Source organism: Kitasatospora sp. NPDC005751, from assembly GCF_040630835.1.
Lineage (GTDB): Bacteria > Actinomycetota > Actinomycetes > Streptomycetales > Streptomycetaceae > Kitasatospora.
The window spans coordinates 130,223-149,342 of the sequence record NZ_JBEXYC010000004.1 but is presented as its reverse complement, the minus strand read 5'-3'; the positions used below and the strand labels follow the sequence as shown (position 1 = coordinate 149,342).

The window sequence follows — 19,120 nt, the reverse complement described above, 5'->3', positions numbered from 1 at the left end:
GCCATCCTCGGCCCCCACCCGTCGCTCCGGTCGCACCGTCCTCCTGCCCAGCCCGCCCGCCCGGCACGCCCGGCCGGGGCCGGGCCCGGCCGCATTGGCCGGGATGCCGCCGGAGGTTGTCCCATATCGTGAGGGTCCGGGGCGGCCGGGCCGGGCGGCTCAGTAGGTGTAGAAGATCCGCTCCGCGTTGTCGGCCATCTGCTTGGCGTTCCACTCGGTGCCGCCGGGCACGTTGCCGGAGCGGAACAGCGGCGGGGCGGCGCCGTCGCCGGCGGCCGCCGCGTCGGCCAGCCGGCCGACCGCCGAGGCGACCACGGCCTGCATCAGCGCGCTGGTGACGATGGTGGAGACCGGGCCGAAGGTGGTCTCGGCCGCCGGGTGGGTCAGCTCGCCGTCCCCGACCGCGATCTTGTTGTCCAGCACGACGTCGCAGTGGTCCTTCAGATAGGTGCCCGACGGGTGCGCCGACGGGACCTCGGCCGGGTACGCCAGCGAGGTCACCCCCACCACCTTCAGGCCGCGGGACCGGGCGTACTGGGCCAGCTCGACCGGCATCACCTGGCGGCCGGAGAGCGAGATGACGAACAGCAGGTCCCCGGCGGTGGCGGGGGTGAGGTCCAGGGTGGTGGTGGCCAGCCCGGAGACCCGCTCCAGCGCGCTGGCCAGCGGGGCCGGCATCACCGTCACCCCGGCCATCCCGGGGACGTCCAGCAGGTTGACCGGGACGAGTCCGCCGGCCCGGTAGACCACGTCCTGGGCGGCCAGCGAGGAGTGGCCGGAGCCGAAGGTGAAGATCCGGCGCCCCTCGCGGACCGCCCCGGCGAGCAGCTCGGCGGCCGCCTCGATGGTCCCGGCCTCCTCGGCGCGGACCCGCCGCAGGTGCTCGATCGCGGCGTCGAAGTACCGGCCGACCAGGTCGCTCATCTGTTGCCTTCGCTCTCTGCCGGTGGGGGCCGCCGGCCGGGTGGGACGGCCCGCCGACCGGGCCGCCGATGGAGAAAGCTACGGCGAGCACGGTGCTGCCTCACCGGTGCCGCTGTCAACAGGAACGAAAACCCGCCCCCGGAGCCCCTGCGCGGGCCCGGTTGCCTGCCCGGTACGTCAGAATTGGCGATGAGGACACCGAGGAACGGAGCCAGCGGCGATGTCTGGGCTGATCGACACCACTGAGATGTACCTTCGCACCATCCTGGAACTGGAGGAGGAGGGCATCACCCCGATGCGCGCCCGGATCGCCGAGCGCCTGGAGCAGAGCGGCCCCACGGTCAGCCAGACGGTCGGGCGAATGGAGCGGGACGGGCTGCTGCAGGTCGCGGGCGACCGCCACCTCGAACTCACCGAGGAGGGGCGCCGGCTCGCGGTGCGGGTGATGCGCAAGCACCGCATCGCCGAGTGCCTGCTGGTCGACGTGATCGGGCTGGAGTGGGAACAGGTGCACGAGGAGGCCTGTCGCTGGGAGCACGTGATGAGCGAGACGGTCGAGCGCAAGGTGCTCGCCATGCTCGGCCACCCCACCCAGTCCCCGTACGGGAACCCGATCCCCGGGCTGGACGAGCTGGGGGACGCCAAGGCCGAGGGCGAGGGCTTCGACGCCGCGCTCGTGCCGCTGGACTCGGTGCGGCCGGGTGACGGCGGCGCCGACGTGGTGGTCCGCCGGATCGGCGAGCCGATCCAGACCGACGGCGAGCTGATGCGCACGCTGCGCCGGGCCGGGATCCGGCCGGGCTCCACGGTGCGGGTCTCCGCCGGGGTCGGCGGGGTGCTGGTGGGCACCGGCGACAACGCGGCCGAGCTGGGCAAGGAGATCGCGGCGCACGTCTTCGTCGCGCAGCCCTGACCACGGCGCGGTGCGCGGCCGTGACGGCCTCGCCGGCCGTGCGACGCGAAGCGATGAGCAGGGCCCGGTGCTCCCGAAGCACCGGGCCCTGCTCGCCCTCCCCGTCCCTCCCGCTCCCGCGGCACCGGCCTCCCCGAACCCGGCCGGTGCCACGGCCCCTCCCGCTCCCCTCCTGTTCCCTCCCGCTCCCCTCCGCTCCCTCCCGACCGCCTCACCCGGCTTCCCCGTCCGAGCGACCCTTCCGGCGTCCCCTCACGGTGGAATTCCTCCCCTCGGCAGATCATGGCAATCCTTGAGCGTTGTCACTCGTACGAGGGGCTTTCGCCGTTGACCAGCGGGTACATCGAAGCCTTATCCGCACATGCGTCTGACGGGCCCCGCCTCCGGTGGGGGGCAAGGCCCGTCAGTCGGGCGCGGGGTGTCGCGCATCGCACGCCCTCACCCGATAGGCGTAGGGCGGCTGTCCACGGGGGGTGAATCATTCGGCCGATCACCGGCCCGATCACCGGCCCGTCCCGGCCCGGGCGCGGGTCCGGGCGGTCGGCGGGCCTCAGCGCACCGCCGCCGGCTGGGCCGGCCGGCGGCGGACCGAGGGCGCCTCGCGGCCGCACGCGTACGCCAGCGGGCTGATCAGCTCCGCGGCGTCGGGCAGCCAGCGGTTCAGCGCGGACGGCGAGCGGGCCCACTGCGCGAAGCCGCTCGGACCGACCCGGGACGGCGGGGCCACCGTCCAGTCGCCCTCGCCGCGGGCCACCAGGTCCAGCCGGCCCGGCGGCCAGCCGAGCCGGCGCAGCATCTCCGGCAGCTTGGCCGCCACCCCGGGCAGTACCAGGAAGTGCAGCCGCCGCCCGTCCCGGCCGGGCGCGGCCGGGACGGCCACCACCGGGCCGAGCTGGAGGTCCATCCGCTCCATCCGGGCCAGCGCGAGACAGCCGGCCACCTCCGGCACGTCCAGGACGTCGAACGACCGGCCGGTGGGCAGCAGGATCGAGGCGTCGGGGCGCTCGGTCCACCAGCGCCGCACCGCACCCGGACCGGCGCTCGCCTTGCGGGCCCAGTCCGCGTCGATCGGGTGCGCACCGGGCAGCGGGCAGCGGCCGTCGCCGCAGGAGCAGCGGGCCGGCCCGTCGCCGTCGATCAGCCAGGCTCCCGGGGCGACCTCCCAGTGGCGGTTCTCGGCATAGCTGACGGCTTCGATGAGCAGCGGAGGGAGGCCGGCGTTGCCGCCCTGGTCGGGGGAGTCTGGGATGTCTTCCACGCGCTGCTCAACTACCGTGCGTGAGGCTGGTTACGGCCCGGCGCGAGCGGGTCTGCCCGGCGGCACCGATTGTCACCCGAACCGGTGAGGCAACCGAGTTGGGGCGGGCGACGGTGGGCGCAGTGGGGGCGCACGGGAGCATTTACCAGGGCGCGTGGGGGGTGGGGATCGTCACCGTGGGTATCCCGGTGGCGTTGCTGATCGCTAACCTGGTGTCAGATTCCTTGGACGGTCGGACAGTCGGCAACAGATCAGCAGAATCGTCGCCCGCCGGCCGGGACCGGAGGGTGTGGGGAGGCGAAGCCAATGGCCGCGAGACCACTTGTCGCACGACAGCCCAACGAGCGTCTGCAGCAGCTGATCCAGGAGGCCAGCTGCTCGAACGCCGGCCTGGCGCGGAGGGTCAACCTCTGCGGGGCCGAACACGGCCTGGACCTGCGGTACGACAAGACCTCCGTCGCGCGCTGGCTCCGTGGCCAGCAGCCGCGCGGGCAGGCGCCGGCGGTGATCGCCGAAGCGCTCGGGCGCAAGCTCGGCCGGGGCGTGTCGGTCGAGGAGATCGGCATGGCCGACGGCAAGAACCTCAGCTCCGGGATCGGACTGCAGTTCGCGCCGACGCTCAACGCCGCGCTGGAGCAGGTCTGCGAGCTCTGGCGCAGCGACGTCGGCCGGCGGGACTTCCTGACCGGGGCGACGGTGGCGGCCTCCGCCCTGGTCGAACCCAGCCGGGACTGGCTGATCACCCCGCCCGACCCGGTGGTGGCGCGTACCGGCGGCCCGCGAGTCGGTCCGACGGACGTCGCCGCCATCAAGGCGACCACGGCGATGCTGGTCGACCTGGACCACCGGTTCGGCAGCGGGCACGTCCGCCCGGTGGTCGTCCACTACCTCAACAGCGTGGTCTCCGGCCTGCTCGGCGGCGCCTACCGGGAGGAGACCGGGCGGCAACTCTTCGCGGCGGTCGCCCGGTTGACGGAGCTGGCCGGCTACATGGCGGTGGACACCGGGCAGCCGGGGCTGGCCCAGCGCTACTACATCCAGGCCCTGCGCCTCGCCCAGGCGGCCGACGACCGCGGCTACGGCGGGTACGTGCTGGCTGCCTCGATGAGCCACCTGGCGGCGACGCTCGGCAACCCGCGGGAGATCGCCCAACTCGCCCGCGCCGCACAGGAGGGCGCCCGTTCGGTGGCCACTCCGACGGCGATGGCGATGTTCTACGCGGCCGAGGCCCGCGGCCACGCCCTGCTCGGCGACGCCCGCTCCTGCGAGGCGGTGGCCGCCAAGGCGCTGGAGGCGATGGAGCGGCGCCGTCCGGAGGACGACCCGGACTGGATCGTCCACTTCGACGACGCCTACCTGGCGGACGAGCTGGCCCACTGCCACCGGGACTTGGAGCAGGCCGGCCAGGCCGAGCACTACGCCCGCCGGGCGCTCGACCTGCACCCGCCGACCAGGGTGCGGCGCCGCGCGGTGGACCTGGTGCTGCTGGCCACGGCCCAGTTGCAGCAGCGGGACCTGGAGCGCGCCTGCGAGACGGGCGCGCAGGCGGTCCGGCTGCTGAGCGGGCTGCGGTCCAACCGGGGCGTCGAGTACCTGGACGAGTTCCGGCGGCGGCTGGAGCCGTACCGGGAGCAGCGGGTGGTCCGCGAGTTCCAGGCGCGGGCCGAGGCGGAGGCCGCCTGACCGGGGTGGGGAGCGGCGCGTGAGGGGCCGGTGAGGGATGGACCGCCCACGTGGTCACCCGGTTCGGTGAACCGGTAGCGTGGGCGCGACGTCCAAGGAACTGTGATGCCCCCAAGAACCGACGAGATGTGGTCCGCCGTCAGCGCGCGGTCGTGCACAGGTGAGGAATCGCGTTGAGCCAGCGCCGCTCGTACCCCAACTCGGGTGACTTCAACCTGGACGATCTCTTCCGTCCCGAGCCGAGTCAGCCCCCGGGGCCGGACGCCCAGGGCCAGCTGCCGCCCCCGATGCCCGGCCAGCAGCCGCCGGCCGGGCTCCAGGGGCAGCAGCAGCCGCCCGGACAGCCCTCCGGGCAGCCGGAGTACCTCGGCGGCGGTGGGCACGGGCTGCCGGCCCAGGGCGCCTCGTGGGGCGGCCAGCCGTTGCCCGCCCAGGGCGCCCCGTGGAACGGCGCTCCGCAGGCCGCCCAGGCGCCGGAGACGCAGTACCTGCCGCCCTACCCCTCGGGGGACCCGCAGGCGGTCGGCTACCCGGCGCGGCCCGGGCACCAGCAGCCCGCCCCGGGCTATCCGCAGCAGCCGGACCACGGCTACCCGGCCTACCAGCAGACCCCGCCGGAGTACCCGGCCCCGCAGCAGGGGTACCCCGGGCAGGACTTCCCGACCCAGGCCGGCAACCGCGGCGGCGGGCGGTCGTCCGGCAAGCTGATCATCGGCGGGGTGGTGGCCGGCTGCGTGGCCGCCGGCCTCCTGGTCGTCGTGCTGATGAACGGGGACGACGACACGGCGGACCCGGGGAAGAAGGCCGCCCCGGCGGCCACCGGCAGCAGCACGGCCGGCAGCCCGCCGCCCGCGAGCGGTTCGGGGGCTGCCGTCAGCCCCGAGGTCAAGGCCCAGGCCCAGCCCCTCTCCGACCTGCTGGGCACCGCCAACGACAGCCGCCAGGCGGTGATCGGCGCGGTCGCCGCGGTGCAGAAGTGCGACAAGCTCCCCGAGTCCCAGCAGGCCCTGACCGAGGCCGCGGGCAAGCGCCGGGAGCTGCAGACCAAGCTCGCCGCGCTCAAGACGGACAAGCTGCCCGGCGGCCCGCAGCTGGTCGAGCAGCTCAACGCGGCCTGGCAGGCCTCGGCGACCGCGGACGACGAGTACGCGGCCTGGGCCGCCGACGCGCAGAGCGCCTGCGACCCCAAGAAGATCGACAACCAGCACTACAAGAACGCGGTCCAGGCCAGCGGGACCGCCACCCTCGCGAAGAAGCAGGCCTCCGGCCTGTGGAACACCATCGCCGGCCAGACCGGCCTGCCGACCCGCGGCGACGGCGACCTCTGACGGCGGCGGCCTCTGACGGCGACGGGGCCCGCGTCGGCGGGGCCCGCCCGGACATGCGGCGGGCCGGACCGGGTGACCGGTCCGGCCCCGCCGCGGGCCCCGTCGAGGCCGGTCAGGCCGGCGGCCGGCTCCCGGTGAGCACCCAGCGGACGTCCACGAAACCCGGCTGCTGCAGGGCCAGCCGGCCGCCCTTGACCACCTGGTACGTCACCCAGGTGTTGACCAGCCGGGGCGACTCGGTGCTGGCCAGCATGTTGGTGGTGCCCCAGTTCAGCGGCGGGGTGAGCCCGACGTCGATCTGCTCGCCGCCGTCCAGCAGGGCGGTCACGGTCTTGGCGGTGAGCGGGCGGCCGGCGGCGGAGAGCCGGTCGGCGACCTGCCGGAAGACCTCGTAGGCGACCCAGGTGGTCTGCACCCCGGGGTCGGAGACGTCCACGCTGCGGCCGCCGGCGGAGTCGCCGGACACCACCGAGCGCAGCGCGTCCCAGACCTTGGCCGACTCCGGCGGGTACCAGCTGGTGACGAACGCGCCGGCCAGCGGGCCGCTGTCGCCGCCGGTGGAGTCGACCACCGACTGCTGGACGCTGCCGATCACCGAGGCGACCCGGGTGTTCCTGGGGCCCAGCCGACGGTAGGAGTCCAGCAGGTTGCCGGTCGGCTCGGCGGCGAGCGCGGAGGTGATGCAGTTCCCCGGCTCGTCCTTGCCGATCGCCTTGCGGACGACCGGCGCGTAGTCGCTGGACTGCTCGGGCGCCTTGACGTCCAGCAGCTTGATCCCGGCCGGCTTCAGCGCGTTGGCCAGGTAGCCGAGCAGGTTGTCGCCGGCCGGGGTGTCCGGCCGGACCAGCGCGACGGCCTTGCAGCCGGCCTCCACCAGCTGCCGGCCGCTGCCGCCGATCAGCGCCGGCAGACCGCCGCCCACCGGGTAGGAGAGCGGGCTGCTGAACTCGGGCTGGGAGAGCCCGTACCCGCCGATCAGCGGGATGCCGGCGCGCTCCAGGACGGGCATGAAGCTGTCCCCGTACTGGCTGTAGGAGCCGAGCACGGCGACCGCCTTGGCGTCCACGGCCTGCTGCGCGCAGGCCGCGGCCCCGTCGGCGGTGTTGTGCTCGTTGCAGGTCAGGACCCGCAGCGGGCGGCCGTTCAGACCGCCCTTGGCGTTGAGGTCGCGGCCGATGGCCTCGGCGAGGGCCGTCATGCCGGGCCGGTCCGCGGTGCCGGTGCCGGACGGGGCCCAGGTCATCACGGTCAGTTCGCCCTTGCCGGTGGCGGCGTCGGCCGGTCCGCCGCACGCGGAGGCCGAGAAGAGGGTGGGGAGCAGCGCCACGGTGATGGCGGCTGCGGCGATCGGGCGGCGGTTGCGCCGTGCCACGATCGGGTTCTGAGCCTGGGACGAGCCCTTGAGGCCGGTCATCGGTCTTCCCTCCCGGGGCGCTTCTGCTGCGTACCGGCCCAGCCAAGCCCGGGCGTCGCAAGCAGAGAGGGCCGAAAAGCGAATGAACGGCAAACGCCGACGGAACTCCGGGTGGGGACGCGTGTAGATGGGGAGTGGAGCACGAACCGTCGGGGAACGTACGATCGCTGTCCATGTCCGCCAGCTCAGATTCTTCGTATCGGTCTTCCCGAAACCCTTCTCGTCCGGGCCACCGCTCCAGCACGATGGGCGGCATGCCGCTCAACGACCTGCCCTGGTGGCGCTGGCGAGCCCGACTGCGCTCGGCGCTGCACATGCTGTCCGACCCCGGGTTCCAGCAGGAGACCTGGCTCTCCGGCCGGGAGGGCTTCGGGGACGTGACCGACGCCGTCTACCGGCTGGTCGAGGACACCTGGCTGGACCGCTGGTCCGCCGAGAAGTACGTCGGCACGATCTTCCGGGATTCGGCCGAGGCGGCGGTGGTGGACGTCGCGGTGCTGCGGGTGGTCCGGATCCTGCACCAGGTCGGCGCGGACGCCCCGGCCTCCGCCTACCTGGGGCACCACGGCTGGCCGGAGGCGGTCCGGGCGGCCCGGGAGGCCCACGTCAAGCTGGCGGTCAACGACGGCGAGGACCCGGACGTCCCGCCGCGCTCGTTGGACGTGCTGCGCATCCTGACCTCGTCCTGAGCCCGTCCTGAGCCCGTTCCGGGCGCTTCGGCGCGGACCCGCGCCGGCGGCCCGGGTCCCGGCCTGCCCGCCGGTGGGCCGGAGCGTCCCGCAGTGCGGGCAGCGGAACGGTCGCTGTCCAGGATGTGACACGCTGGACCATTCACCACCGGCACGACCTCAGGACGGGATATCCCCACCGTGGAACAGCAGACGGCCAGCGCCCAGTACGTCCTCACGCTGTCCTGCCCCGACAAGCAGGGCATCGTTCACGCGGTCTCCAGCTACCTCTTCATGACCGGCTGCAACATCATCGACAGCCAGCAGTTCGGGGACGGGGACAGCGGACTGTTCTTCATGCGGGTGCACTTCACCGCGGCCGAGCCGGTGAGCGTGGACAAGCTGCGGGCCAGCTTCGCCGCGATCGGCGCGTCGTTCGGGATGGAGTGGCAGATCCACCCGACCGAGGAGCGGATGCGGATCGTCCTGATGGTCAGCAAGTTCGGGCACTGCCTGAACGACCTGCTGTTCCGCACCCGGATCGGCGCGCTGCCGGTGGAGATCGCCGCGGTGGTCTCCAACCACACCGACTTCCGCGACCTCACCGAGGGCTACGGGATCCCGTTCCACCACATCCCGGTCACCCGGGACAACAAGGCCGCGGCCGAGCAGGAACTGCTGGACCTGGTGGCCAAGGAGAACGTCGAGCTGGTCGTGCTGGCCCGCTACATGCAGGTGCTCTCGGACGAGCTCTGCACCGCGCTGTCCGGCAAGGTGATCAACATCCACCACTCCTTCCTGCCGAGCTTCAAGGGCGCCAAGCCCTACCACCAGGCCCACACCCGGGGTGTGAAGCTGATCGGCGCCACCGCGCACTACGTCACCGCCGACCTCGACGAGGGCCCGATCATCGAGCAGGAGGTGGCCCGGGTGACCCACGACATCACCCCGGACCAGCTGGTCGCGCTCGGCCGGGACGTCGAGTGCCAGGCGCTGGCGCGCGCGGTGAAGTGGCACAGCGAGCACCGGGTGCTGCTCAACGGCACCCGCACGGTGGTCTTCACCTAGAGTCCGCCCGGGTCTGCCCGCGCCGCCCGCGCGCGTCCCGCCCGCGCGCGTCCCGTCCGCCCGCGTCCCGCCCGGCTATGGGCGGGACAGCAGCGGCGCCGCCCGGAGCACCTCGCGGATCGCCGCCCGGTCGCCGTGCTCGCCGACCGGCACCCGGTCCGGGTCGCGGTGCGCGGCGGCCAGCTGGCAGAACTCCAGCCCGTCCAGGACCATCGCGGCCACCGGCTCACCGCCGGGCGGTCCGCACTCCGGGCCGTCCAGCGGTATCAGCCACTCGCCGGCGGCCGGTCCGTCGATGACCAGCCGGATCTGCCGGCCGGTCCGGGCGGTGCCGTCGGGCGGTCCGCCCGCGGGGGTCCCGGCGTGCTCGGGCCGGGAGGCCCGCAGGCCCGCCAGCGCGGCCGGGAGCATCCGTACGGCCAGGTCGACCATCTGCCGCAGGTGCTGCGGCGCCGGTGGGGCGTACGGGTAGGCGACCGCGCGGGCCACGTCCTCGCCGTGCACGTAGCACTCGAAGGCCCGGTCGACGAAGGCGTCGCGCAGCGGGACGGTCACGAAGCCGAAGTCCACCGGGGTGTTGCCCTGCGGGGCCAGGGCAGCGGTGCGGACCAGCTCGTGGCAGTGCCGGCGCCACCGGGCCCGGACCCGCTGCGGGGGCTGCCCGGCCTGCTCGGCGGTCAGCCGGGCGGTGCGCCCGGTGATCCCGGCCCACGGCGGGCCGCTCTGCCGGGGCACCCGGGGGAGCGGGGGAGCCGCGTCCTGCGGCGGCACCCGGCGGTCGGCCGTCGCCCCGCCGCCCGGGACGGGGTCGGGCAGCCCGAGGGCGAGTGCCACGTAGCCGTCCACCGCGGCGAGATGGCAGAGCACCTCGGCCGGGCGCAGGTACTCGGTACCGCCGTGCCAGGGGAGTTCGGCGACCTCCTGCCACTCCTCCGGGCCGAGGTCGCGCAGCAGTGCGTCGAGCTTGGCGGTCTCCGCGGTGTAGGGAACGCCCCAGGCGGGGACGGGCAGTTCGGCCGGCCGCCGGGTCAGGCACCAGTCGAGGACCTGCTGGCGCAGCGAGGCGGGCTGGTCGAGCGGCTCGTCGGCGGAGAGCCAGCCGGCCGCGTCCCGGAGCCGGGCGGCCTCCTCGGCGCAGCCCGGGCAGCCGCGCAGGTGCTGCTCCAACTCGGCGGCCTCGCGCCGCGGGCAGGCACCCAGGGCCCAGGCGCCGAGCAGCGAGCGCAGGGCCTCGTGCTGCTCCTCGGTGATGGTCACGTGCCCCCGCTCTCGTTCCCGTGGCGCGGTCCGTCGTGCCGGCGCCCGTCGTGCCGCTGCCCGTCGTCGTGCCGGCCTTCGTCGTGCCGGCCTTCGTGGGGCTGTCCTTCGTGGTGCCGATCGCCGTGCCGCTGCGCCGGGTGACCCGGTCCCTCGTGCGGCGCGGTGCCCTGCCGCGGCCCGCCGTCGCACCCGTCGTGCCGCCGGCAGTCGGGCGGGCCCGGCTGCCGCTGATGGGCGCGCTCCTCGGCGAGTTCGGTGGCCAGCAGCTCCAGGCCGAGCCGCATCCGCTGCTTGGCGGTCTGCTCGGTGATGCCGAGCCGGCGGGCCGTCTCCTGGTAGGTGCGGCCGTCGTAGTACGACACCTCGATGGTCTCACGCAGGCTCTGCGGGAGGGAGTCGACCACGTACTGGACGCGGGCGGCGGTGGCCACGGCCCGGATCTCCTCCTCGACGGGCCCGCCCGGCGCGCCGGTGCCGTCCGCGCCCTCGACGCCCAGCGGGGCCTCGGCGGCCCGCCGGACCCGCAGGCGGTCGACGGCGCGGCTGTGCGTCAGGGCGCCGAGCCAGGAACGGAGCGAGCCCTGGGCGGGGTCGAAGGCCTCGGGGTGCTCCCAGACGTGGGCGAATATCTCGCGGGTCAGCTGGGTGGCGGCGGCCTGGTCGGCCAGTATCCGCCCGGCCAGTCCGTGCACCATCGGCGCGAGCTGGTCGTACAGTTCGCCCAGCGCCGTCTCCTCGCCGCGGGCGAGGCGCCGTTGGAGCTGTTCGTCCCAGCGCGGGGCGCTGCCGGGGGTGGCCATCGGTAACCACCCTCCTACCGTGGGGTTCGCTGCCGTGCCCAACGGTATCCTGCGGCCTTCCGGGAGCGGGCGGATTCGGTACCGGAGGGGCCGCCCGGTTTCGGATCGTCACATCGTGGGATCTGCCGCGGCTCCCGCTGTTCGAAGGCCGTTGGACATATGTCGCACGGGTGGTTCGCGAGTGGCGGGCGGCGCGCCCGGGGTGTCCGGCGGTAGGTTCGCCACTGCATGTCCGGCCGGTCGGCCCGGGCCGGACGATCGCCGGTACGAGGCTCGCCAGAGTGAACGGGACAGTATGCACTGCCCTGTCCCCCGATCGTTGGAATATGCCCGAAGCGCTTGCTGCGGTCCGCCCGTCGAACCATCCTGAGGCGTATTCGTGTCGCAGCCGGAGCGCGACGGACGAGATGGCGCGGGCGCGACGTACCGGATGTGAACGTACGGCGGCCCGGCCTGCGGCGGCCCGGCGGGAGCCGGGACCAGCCGGCTGGACGATCCGGCCCGATCGAGACGATGGCCGAACTGCGAGTGCGGGTGGTGGAGCGGTGCAGGTTCTTCAGGTACAGCTTGCGGTGCGGGCGGACCCCGCGGAGGTCGGCCGGGCCCGCCGCTGGGTGCGCTCGCGGCTGCTCAACCACGGGGTGGACCCGGACGCTCAGATCGCCGAGACGGTCGTCCTGGTGGTCTCCGAACTGGTGACCAACGCCGTGGTGCACACCGGCTGTCCGGCCGTCCTTCGGCTCTGCTTCCCCGTCGACGACTCCCCGGCCGGGAGCGGTACTTCGGCGGCCGGCGGCTGCCCGCCGGCCGGCGGGCCGGTGGACGGGACGGGCTGCGGCGGCGCGGCGCGCGAGACGGCCGCGATCGGCCCGCTCCGGGTCGAGGTCGCCGACGCCAGCCAGGCCGCGCCGGCTCCCCGGCACGCGGGGCCGGACGCCGACGCCACCAACGGGCGGGGCCTGGAGCTGGTCGAACTGCTCTGCGACCGCTGGGGCTGGTATCCGGACGGTTCGGGCAAGCGCGTCTGGTGCGAGATCGGCGCCGGCGCGCCGCCGGTGGACCCGCTGACCGCCGTGGACTGGGCCGCACTGGCCCAGTGAGGCCCGACGATCAACGGGCCGAAACCTGACGCAACCATTCCGAATTTCGGACAACCCATTGACGTGACGTATCCGACTGATCACTCTGGGAGCAGCTCTCCGTTGCGAGGGGACGCCGAGGGAACACCCGAACGCCGCTGCGGTGCTGCTGTCCAGGGGGATCATGTCAGCAGGGGGGCCGTGGTACGCCGATCGCGCGGTGGCTCCTTGGCGAGTGCGGTGGGCTTTGCGCGGGTTCAGGGCCCGTGCTTCACGATCGGATGGCGGCGGGCCGTGCCGTGCTCGGGGTGCGTGCGGCCCGCCGCCGTCCGATCCGTGCGTTCCGCAGGGCCGGTTCCGGTCATTCGCCGCCGACTTGCCGCCGCTGAGCGGCCCGCGGGGGTGGCGCACCGTCAGTGCGACCGCTCCACCGACCGGAAGGTGCGCCGGTAGGCGCTCGGCGCGACGTCCAGCCGCCCGCGCAGCCGCAGCCGCAGCGAGGCCGCCGTCCCGAAGCCGGACTCCCGGGCCACCTGGTCGATCGTCATGTCGGTGCTCTCCAGCAACTGGCGGGCGCGCTCGGCGCGCTGGACCGTCAGCCACTGGCCCGGGCTGCTGCCCGTCTCCTCGCGGAACCGCCGCGTGAAGCTCCGCACGCTCATGCCCGCCCGGTCGGCGAGCAGGCGCAGCGGGAGCGGCTGGTCCAGGTGCTCCAGCGCCCAGGCGCGGACCGCCGCGGCGCCGGGGCCGGCGTCGACGGCCGGGCGGGGGAGTTCGACGTACTGCTTCTGGCCGCCCTCGCGCCAGGGCGGCACCAGGCAGGTGCGGGCCACCGCGTTGGCCACCGCGCTGCCGTGGTCGCGGCGCACGATGTGCAGGCAGAGGTCGATGCCGGCCGCCACCCCGCCCGAGGTGAGGACGTCCCCGTCGTCGGTGAACAGGACGTCCGGATCGAGCCGGACCTTCGGGTACAGGGCGGCGAAGAGCTCGGTGTAGCGCCAGTGGGTGGTGGCCGGGCGGCCGTCCAGCAGTCCGGCGGCCGCCAGGACGAAGGAGCCGGTGCAGATCGACACCAGCCGGGTGCCGGGCCGGATCCCGGCCAGCGCGGCGACCAGGGCGGGATCGAGCCGGGCGTCGACCTCCCGGGGCCCCTGGTCCGCGGAGGCCGGGATCACCACGGTGTCCGCCCACTCCAGGAGTTCGGGCCCGTGGTCGACGGCGATCCGGAAGTCCGTACTGGTGGGGACCGGCCGGCCGTCCACGGTGCAGGTGGCCACCTGGTAGTGCGGCACGCCGTCGGCGTCCTTGGCCGACTCGAAGATCCTTGCGGGGATGCCCAGTTCGAAGGCGATCACCCTGTCGAGTGCCAGTACCGCGATCCTGTGCGCCATCGCGCCCGCCCTTCCGTTCCCCGCCGGCGCCCGCCGCCTGCCGCCGGGCACCGCGCCGCCCGTCGCCCGGGCCGGCGACCAGCGTACGCCGAACCGCTGGCCCGATCTTTGCGAAAGCTGGCAGTCAGGCCACTCGTGGTCGTTCGGGCCGTTCGGGAGACTCGGCCGGGTGAACGAACGCCACACCCCCACCCCGGGCCCGACCGCCGCGCCGGCCCGCCCCGAGGCACCGGCCCCCGCACCGGACCTCGCCCCCTCCGGGCCCCCGCGGCCGGGCCGCACCGGCCGCCCCCGGCCGCACTACGCCTGGGTGGTCGCCGCGGTCTCGCTGCTGGTGCTGCTCGGATCGGCCGGCTTCCGCTCCACGCCCAGCCTGATGATGGACGCGCTGCACAACGAGTTCGGCTGGTCGATGGGGACGATATCCAGCGCCACCTCGGTCAACCTCGCGCTCTACGGCCTCACCGCCCCCTTCGCCGCCGCGCTGATGGACCGCTTCGGCGTCCGGCTGGTGGTGGTCTGCGCGCTGCTGACCATCTCGGTCGGCGCCGGGCTCACCATGCTGATGCGCGAGCCCTGGCAACTGATCCTCTGCTGGGGCGTGCTGGTGGGCCTCGGCAGCGGCTCGATGGCCGGCGCGTTCGCCACCACCGTCACCGGCCGCTGGTTCCGGGCCCGCCAGGGCCTGGTCACCGGTGTGCTCACGGCCGCCGGCGCGGCCGGCAACCTGGTCTTCCTGCCGGTCGGCGCCTGGCTGGTGGAAGAGCACGGCTGGCGTTCGGCGGTCGTCGTCGTCTCGCTGGCGGCCAGCGCGGTCGCCGTCCCGGTGCTGCTGCTGATGCGCGAGCGGCCCGCCGACCTCGGCCTGCTCCCGTACGGCGCGACCGAGGAGCCGCCCCCGCCGGTGGCGGACAACCGGGCGCTGGCCCGCTCGCTGCGGGTGCTCCGGGACGCCTCCCGCAGCCGGGCGTTCTGGCTGCTGGCCGGCTCCTTCGCGATCTGCGGCGCGACGACGGCGGGGCTGGTCGGCACCCACTTCATCCCCGCCGCGCACGACCACGGCCTGCCGGTCACCACGGCGGCGAGCCTGCTGGCCCTGATCGGGATCTTCGACGTGATCGGCACCATCGCCAGCGGCTGGTTCACCGACCGCTTCGACTCCCGGCTGCTGCTGGTCGTCTACTACGCGCTGCGCGGGTTCTCGCTGTTCCTGCTGCCGCAGCTGTTCGCGGGTTCGCTGGAGCCGCCGATCCTGGCCTTCGTGATCTTCTACGGCCTGGACTGGGTGGCCACCGTCCCGCCGACCGTCGCGCTCTGCCGACGGCACTTCGGCGACGACGCGCCGATCGTCTTCGGCTGGGTGCTGGCCTGCCACCAGCTCGGCGCGGCCGCGGTGGCCGGGCTGGCCGGCCTCGCCCGGGACGCGCTCGGCACCTACGACCTCGCCTGGTACGCGGCCGGCGGGCTCTGCGCGGTCGCCGTGCTGCTCTGCCTGGCCCTGCGGGCGGACCGGCCGGGGGCGGGGGCGCCCGCGCCGAGCCTGTCGTGAGCGGACACTAGGCTCACCGTCATGACGCTCGCCTTCACCCTCGACCCCGAGCCCGGTCCGGACCTGCGCGCCGACATCGTCCGGCTCTGGACCGACGTCACCAACGCCGGCGGCGCGGTCGGCTTCGTGGCGCCGGTGACGGAGGACGAGGTCTGGAAGACCGCCGACCCGCACTTCGCCGGCCTCGCGCCCGCCGGGCCGGACCGGCTGCTGATCGCCCACGAGCGGGAGAGCGGCCGGCTGGCCGCCCTGCTCTTCCTCGACTCCATGCGGTTCGGCCTGATGGACCACTGGCGGCTGCTCAAGCGTGTCATGGTGCACCCCGACTTCCAGGGCCGCGGCTACGGCGCCGAGCTGATGGCCGAGGCCGAGCGGGTGGCCCGGGCCTGGGGGCTGGAGGGACTGCGGCTGACCCTGCGCGGCGGTCTCGGGCTGGAGGCCTTCTACGCCCGCTGCGGCTACACCGAGGTCGGCCGGGTCCCCGCCGCGATCCGGGTGGCCCCCGGGGACGACCGCGACGACGTCACGATGTGGCTGGACCTGCGTTGACGGACGGCCGCGCGGGGCCGGGTGACCCGTGCCCCGCGCGGCGCGTCGGGCATGCTTCACTGGGATACCGGTCCGGTCCCCGCGCAGAGAAGGATGTGTCCCCCGTGAGCAGCAAGGTGAGCGACAAGTCCCACGCCACGCTCCGTTACACCTCCATGCGGGTCAGCATCTTCCTCGGCTGCCTGCTGGTCGCCCTGCTGCTGGGCCACTTCCAGGTCATCCCGGTCAAGGGGCAGACCGGCGCGATCTTCCTGTTCCTGGTGGCCGCCGTGGTCTCGGCGCCGCTCAGCTACGTGCTGCTGAGCCGGCAGCGCGACGCGATGTCGGCCCAGATCTCCGGCAGGGTCGACGGCCTCCGCAGCCGGACGGCCGCGCGGATCGCCGACCAGAACGCCGAGGAGGACGCGGCCGACGACGCCGCGCGCGCGACCGCCCTGCAGGGCTGATCCGCGTCACCGCCGTGCCCGCCCCCGACCCCGAGCCGCCGGCCGACCGCGAGCCGCCGGCCGAACCGGTGTCCGAGCCGTTGAGCGGGCCGCTCTCCGAGCCGCTGCCCGGGCCCGCCGCGCCGCAGGGCGGGAGCGTCAGCGGCACCTGGCCGGCTCCGGTCCGCAAGCCCACCGGGCGGGACGTGGCACGGCTCGCCGGGGTCTCGCAGGCCACCGTCTCGCTGGTGTTCTCCGGCCCCGAGGCGGGCCGCCGGGTCTCCGACGCCACCCGGGAACGCGTCCGGGAGGCGGCCCGCAGCCTCGGCTACCGCCCGCAGGCGGCCGGCCGGCAACTGCGGCTCGGCCGCAGCGGCATGATCCTGCTGGCCGTGCCGAACATCCTCGGCCCGTTCTTCGGCCGGGTGCTGGAGGGCGTCCACGAGGAGGCCGGCCGGCACGGCCTGGCCGTCGTGGTCAGCTCCGGCTGGGGGAGCGCCACCCTCGCCGACGCGGCCACCACCAGCCGGTTCGACGGCCTGCTGATCTGCTCCCCGGACGACAGCCAGCTCGGTGCGCTGCCCGCCGACACCCCCGCGGTCTTCCTGGACGCCGACCCCGGCACCGACCGGGCCCGGCCGACCGTCGAGCTGGACGTGGCCGGCGGCATGCGCGCCGCCGTCGAACACCTGGCCGGGCTGGGGCACCGGCGGATCGGCCGGCTGCGCTCCACCCACGCCGCGTACACCTTCCGGGTCCGCCAGGCCGCCTTCGAGCAGGCCGCCGCGGAACTCGGCCTGGACGTGGTCGAGCTGGGCGTCAGCCTCAACGAGGGCCAGCCCGCCGCCCGCGGCGCCGCCCGCCGGATGCTGGCGGGCCCCGACCGCCCGCACGCGGTGATCTGCGACGACGACGTGGTGGCCTCCGGGGTCTACCAGGCGGCCGCCGAACTCGGTCTGCGGGTGCCCGCGGACCTCTCGGTGGTCGGCATCGACAACATCCCCGTGGCCGAGCTGCTCACCCCGCCGCTCACCACCGTGGACCTGCCCGGCGAGGAGCTGGGCCGGGCCGGGGTCGCGGCCCTCGCGGACCTGCTCCGCGGCGAGCCGGTCGCGCCGGTGCCGCCGCTGGCGACCTCGCTGGTGCTGCGCTCCTCGACCGCGGCCGGGACCGCCGCGGCCGGGAGCCCCGCCTCCGGCGCCTCGCCCACCGGGACCGGCCGTTCGGATTAGCTCGGACAGGTGAAATGCCGTCAGGGCGTCTGGCGCCGCAGCGGCGGGCGAATGAACCGACGACGAGATTCCGGCGTGCGGACGCTCCGATCAACGGTCTGATCACCGACACCCCTGCCGGTCGGGACGGAGTCCGTCGGCCGGACCCCGTCGACGGTCAGTGACCGCGCCCGTCGGCCAGACCACCCGGTCCGACGGGCGCGGTCACGTATGAGGGGTGGGTTCAGCCCACCGGTACCGGCTGCGCCACCGGGGCCGCCGGCAGCGGCCGGAACCAGCGGCGGGCGCCGAACAGCAGCAGCCCGCCCAGGCCGATCCCGCCGGCCGCGCAGAGCGCCACCGGGCGCAGCGAGTCCTCGGCGAGGTTGCCGGAGACGGCGTAGCCGAGCGAGTTGCCGGTCGCGAACAGCGTCACCAGCCAGGCGAACGCCTCGGTCACCGTGCCCACCGGGGCCAGCTCGGCGACCAGGACGAACGCGGCCGCCAGCAGCGGGGCCAGCCCGATCCCGGACAGGAAGGCCAGCGCGGCCATCGCGTACGGCCCGGGCAGCAGCACCAGCGGGAGGTAGGAGACGGCCATCCCGAGCGCCATCACCCAGGTGCGGGTCGCCGTTCCGCTGCGCCAGCGCACCGCCCCGTACCCGAGCGCGCCGAGCAGTCCGCCCAGCGCGGCCAGCGCCAGCAGCGTCCCCGCGCCGCCCGGCAGACCGCCCTCGTGCGCCTCCGCGTAGGCGATGAACAGCACGTTCTGGGCACCGACCGCCCAGCCGGCGCCGGCCAGGCCGATCAGCAGCAGTACCAGGCCGGGCGAGCGGAGCGGCCCGAGCAGACCGGCCGAGTGCGCGCGCGGCGGTGCCTGCCACGCCCGGGCCGGTCCGGCGGTGGCCACCACCAGGGCCCCGGCCAGCCCCAGCCCGGCCGCCACCCAGAGCGCCGCGACCGGGCTGAAGACCCCGGCGATCCCGGCCACCGCGAGCGGGCCTGCCACGTAGAGGATCTGCTGCGAGGCGGAGTCGAAGGCGTACGCGGTGTCCAGCTGCTCCTCGGCGACGACATCCGGCCAGAGCGAGCGCAGGCAGGGTTCGAGCGGCGGCATGGCCAGTCCGGCGATCGCGGCGCCGACCGGTGCGGCCAGCGCCGAGCCCGGCGCGAGTGCCAGGAGCGCGTACCCGCCGCCCGCGACCACGGCGGAGGCGAGCAGCACCCGCGGCTGGCCGGTGCGGTCCACGATCCGGCCGAGGACCGGCCCGCCCACGGCGGCCGAGATCGCGTAGGCGGCGGTGGCCAGCCCGATCCGGCTGTAGGGGGTGCCGGCCTCGCGCAGGGCCAGCGCGATCACCAGGGCGGTCATACCGGCGGGGAGGCGGCCGAGCAGGGTGCCGAGGAGCAGACGGCTGACGTGCGGGGCGCGGAGCAGGGCGGCATAGCCCATGGACGGTTCTCCGGGTCGGGGCAGGGGAGGGCGGGGACTCTCTCCAAGTTATACGTATAACTGCTGAGCGGTCAATCGGACCCGTGGCGCGATCTGATGGTGCGTCAGCCTCGTTCGTGTCCGGATTTACCCTTGCGCGGGTCACAT

The 19,120-nt window shown here is 74.8% G+C and carries 17 protein-coding genes; 10 read left to right on the top strand and 7 right to left on the bottom strand.

Annotated elements, in window-relative coordinates; translation table 11 throughout:
• Positions 1 to 159: 159 nt before the first annotated feature.
• On the bottom strand, positions 160 to 924 hold the full coding sequence (locus tag ABZ497_RS06690) for an SIS domain-containing protein (RefSeq protein ID WP_359803788.1): 765 nt from the start codon (positions 922 to 924) through the stop codon (positions 160 to 162).
• A 220-nt stretch (positions 925 to 1,144) separates the two neighbouring features.
• Between ABZ497_RS06690 and ABZ497_RS06685 the strand changes: the two genes are divergently transcribed.
• Positions 1,145 to 1,837 (top strand): metal-dependent transcriptional regulator, encoded by a 693-nt coding sequence (locus ABZ497_RS06685; protein ID WP_329489212.1) that lies wholly within the window; start codon positions 1,145 to 1,147, stop codon positions 1,835 to 1,837.
• A 550-nt stretch (positions 1,838 to 2,387) separates the two neighbouring features.
• On the opposite strand, the gene ABZ497_RS06680 is transcribed toward ABZ497_RS06685, so the two are convergent.
• Complete coding sequence (locus ABZ497_RS06680) at positions 2,388 to 3,086, bottom strand: bifunctional DNA primase/polymerase (RefSeq protein ID WP_359803864.1); 699 nt, start codon at positions 3,084 to 3,086, stop codon at positions 2,388 to 2,390.
• Positions 3,087 to 3,401: 315 nt separating this feature from the next.
• On the opposite strand from ABZ497_RS06680, the gene ABZ497_RS06675 reads away from it, so the two are divergent.
• Together ABZ497_RS06675 and ABZ497_RS06670 are read left to right on the top strand one after the other, a co-directional pair.
• Entirely contained in the window at positions 3,402 to 4,778 is a 1,377-nt protein-coding gene (locus tag ABZ497_RS06675; protein WP_329489213.1) for a transcriptional regulator, read from the top strand.
• Positions 4,779 to 4,951: 173 nt separating this feature from the next.
• Entirely contained in the window at positions 4,952 to 6,106 is a 1,155-nt protein-coding gene (locus ABZ497_RS06670; protein ID WP_359803787.1) for a hypothetical protein, read from the top strand.
• Positions 6,107 to 6,218: 112 nt separating this feature from the next.
• Here the strand turns inward: ABZ497_RS06670 and ABZ497_RS06665 are convergent, their stop codons facing one another.
• Positions 6,219 to 7,520: an ABC transporter substrate-binding protein gene (locus ABZ497_RS06665; protein WP_359803786.1), complete on the bottom strand. Its 1,302-nt coding sequence runs from the start codon at positions 7,518 to 7,520 to the stop codon at positions 6,219 to 6,221.
• A gap of 173 nt (positions 7,521 to 7,693) precedes the next feature.
• On the opposite strand from ABZ497_RS06665, the gene ABZ497_RS06660 reads away from it, so the two are divergent.
• On the top strand, positions 7,694 to 8,209 hold the full coding sequence (locus ABZ497_RS06660; protein WP_359803785.1) for a hypothetical protein: 516 nt from the start codon (positions 7,694 to 7,696) through the stop codon (positions 8,207 to 8,209).
• 171 nt (positions 8,210 to 8,380) lie between these two features.
• Positions 8,381 to 9,256 carry a formyltetrahydrofolate deformylase gene (gene purU, locus ABZ497_RS06655; protein ID WP_359803863.1) on the top strand — a complete coding sequence of 292 codons (876 nt, stop codon included), beginning with the start codon at positions 8,381 to 8,383 and terminating at the stop codon, positions 9,254 to 9,256.
• A 75-nt stretch (positions 9,257 to 9,331) separates the two neighbouring features.
• On the opposite strand, the gene ABZ497_RS06650 is transcribed toward purU, so the two are convergent.
• Together ABZ497_RS06650 and ABZ497_RS06645 are read right to left on the bottom strand one after the other, a co-directional pair.
• Positions 9,332 to 10,513 (bottom strand): zf-HC2 domain-containing protein, encoded by a 1,182-nt coding sequence (locus tag ABZ497_RS06650; protein WP_359803784.1) that lies wholly within the window; start codon positions 10,511 to 10,513, stop codon positions 9,332 to 9,334.
• On the bottom strand, positions 10,510 to 11,316 hold the full coding sequence (locus ABZ497_RS06645) for a sigma-70 family RNA polymerase sigma factor (RefSeq protein ID WP_359803783.1): 807 nt from the start codon (positions 11,314 to 11,316) through the stop codon (positions 10,510 to 10,512). Before ABZ497_RS06645 ends, ABZ497_RS06650 begins: the two co-directional genes overlap by 4 nt.
• Before the next feature lie 545 nt (positions 11,317 to 11,861).
• On the opposite strand from ABZ497_RS06645, the gene ABZ497_RS06640 reads away from it, so the two are divergent.
• Positions 11,862 to 12,416 (top strand): ATP-binding protein, encoded by a 555-nt coding sequence (locus ABZ497_RS06640; protein WP_359803782.1) that lies wholly within the window; start codon positions 11,862 to 11,864, stop codon positions 12,414 to 12,416.
• A 392-nt stretch (positions 12,417 to 12,808) separates the two neighbouring features.
• Here ABZ497_RS06640 and ABZ497_RS06635 read toward each other — a convergent pair whose 3' ends face one another.
• Entirely contained in the window at positions 12,809 to 13,786 is a 978-nt protein-coding gene (locus ABZ497_RS06635) for a helix-turn-helix domain-containing protein (RefSeq protein WP_359803781.1), read from the bottom strand.
• A 169-nt stretch (positions 13,787 to 13,955) separates the two neighbouring features.
• Between ABZ497_RS06635 and ABZ497_RS06630 the strand changes: the two genes are divergently transcribed.
• The 4 genes from ABZ497_RS06630 to ABZ497_RS06615 all read left to right on the top strand — a co-directional run bounded on the left by ABZ497_RS06630 (position 13,956) and on the right by ABZ497_RS06615 (position 17,541).
• Complete coding sequence (locus ABZ497_RS06630; RefSeq protein ID WP_359803780.1) at positions 13,956 to 15,335, top strand: MFS transporter; 1,380 nt, start codon at positions 13,956 to 13,958, stop codon at positions 15,333 to 15,335.
• Between the two features lie 21 nt (positions 15,336 to 15,356).
• Entirely contained in the window at positions 15,357 to 15,884 is a 528-nt protein-coding gene (locus ABZ497_RS06625) for a GNAT family N-acetyltransferase (protein WP_329489222.1), read from the top strand.
• Positions 15,885 to 15,988: 104 nt separating this feature from the next.
• Complete coding sequence (locus ABZ497_RS06620; RefSeq protein ID WP_329489223.1) at positions 15,989 to 16,330, top strand: DUF4229 domain-containing protein; 342 nt, start codon at positions 15,989 to 15,991, stop codon at positions 16,328 to 16,330.
• A gap of 14 nt (positions 16,331 to 16,344) precedes the next feature.
• A complete protein-coding gene (locus tag ABZ497_RS06615; protein WP_359803779.1) occupies positions 16,345 to 17,541 on the top strand; it encodes a LacI family DNA-binding transcriptional regulator in 1,197 nt (398 codons plus the stop codon).
• Positions 17,542 to 17,764: 223 nt separating this feature from the next.
• On the opposite strand, the gene ABZ497_RS06610 is transcribed toward ABZ497_RS06615, so the two are convergent.
• The gene (locus ABZ497_RS06610; RefSeq protein WP_359803778.1) at positions 17,765 to 18,973 is read right to left on the bottom strand and encodes an MFS transporter; all 1,209 of its coding nucleotides are present in this window, start codon (positions 18,971 to 18,973) and stop codon (positions 17,765 to 17,767) included.
• Between the last annotated feature and the right edge of the window lie 147 nt (positions 18,974 to 19,120).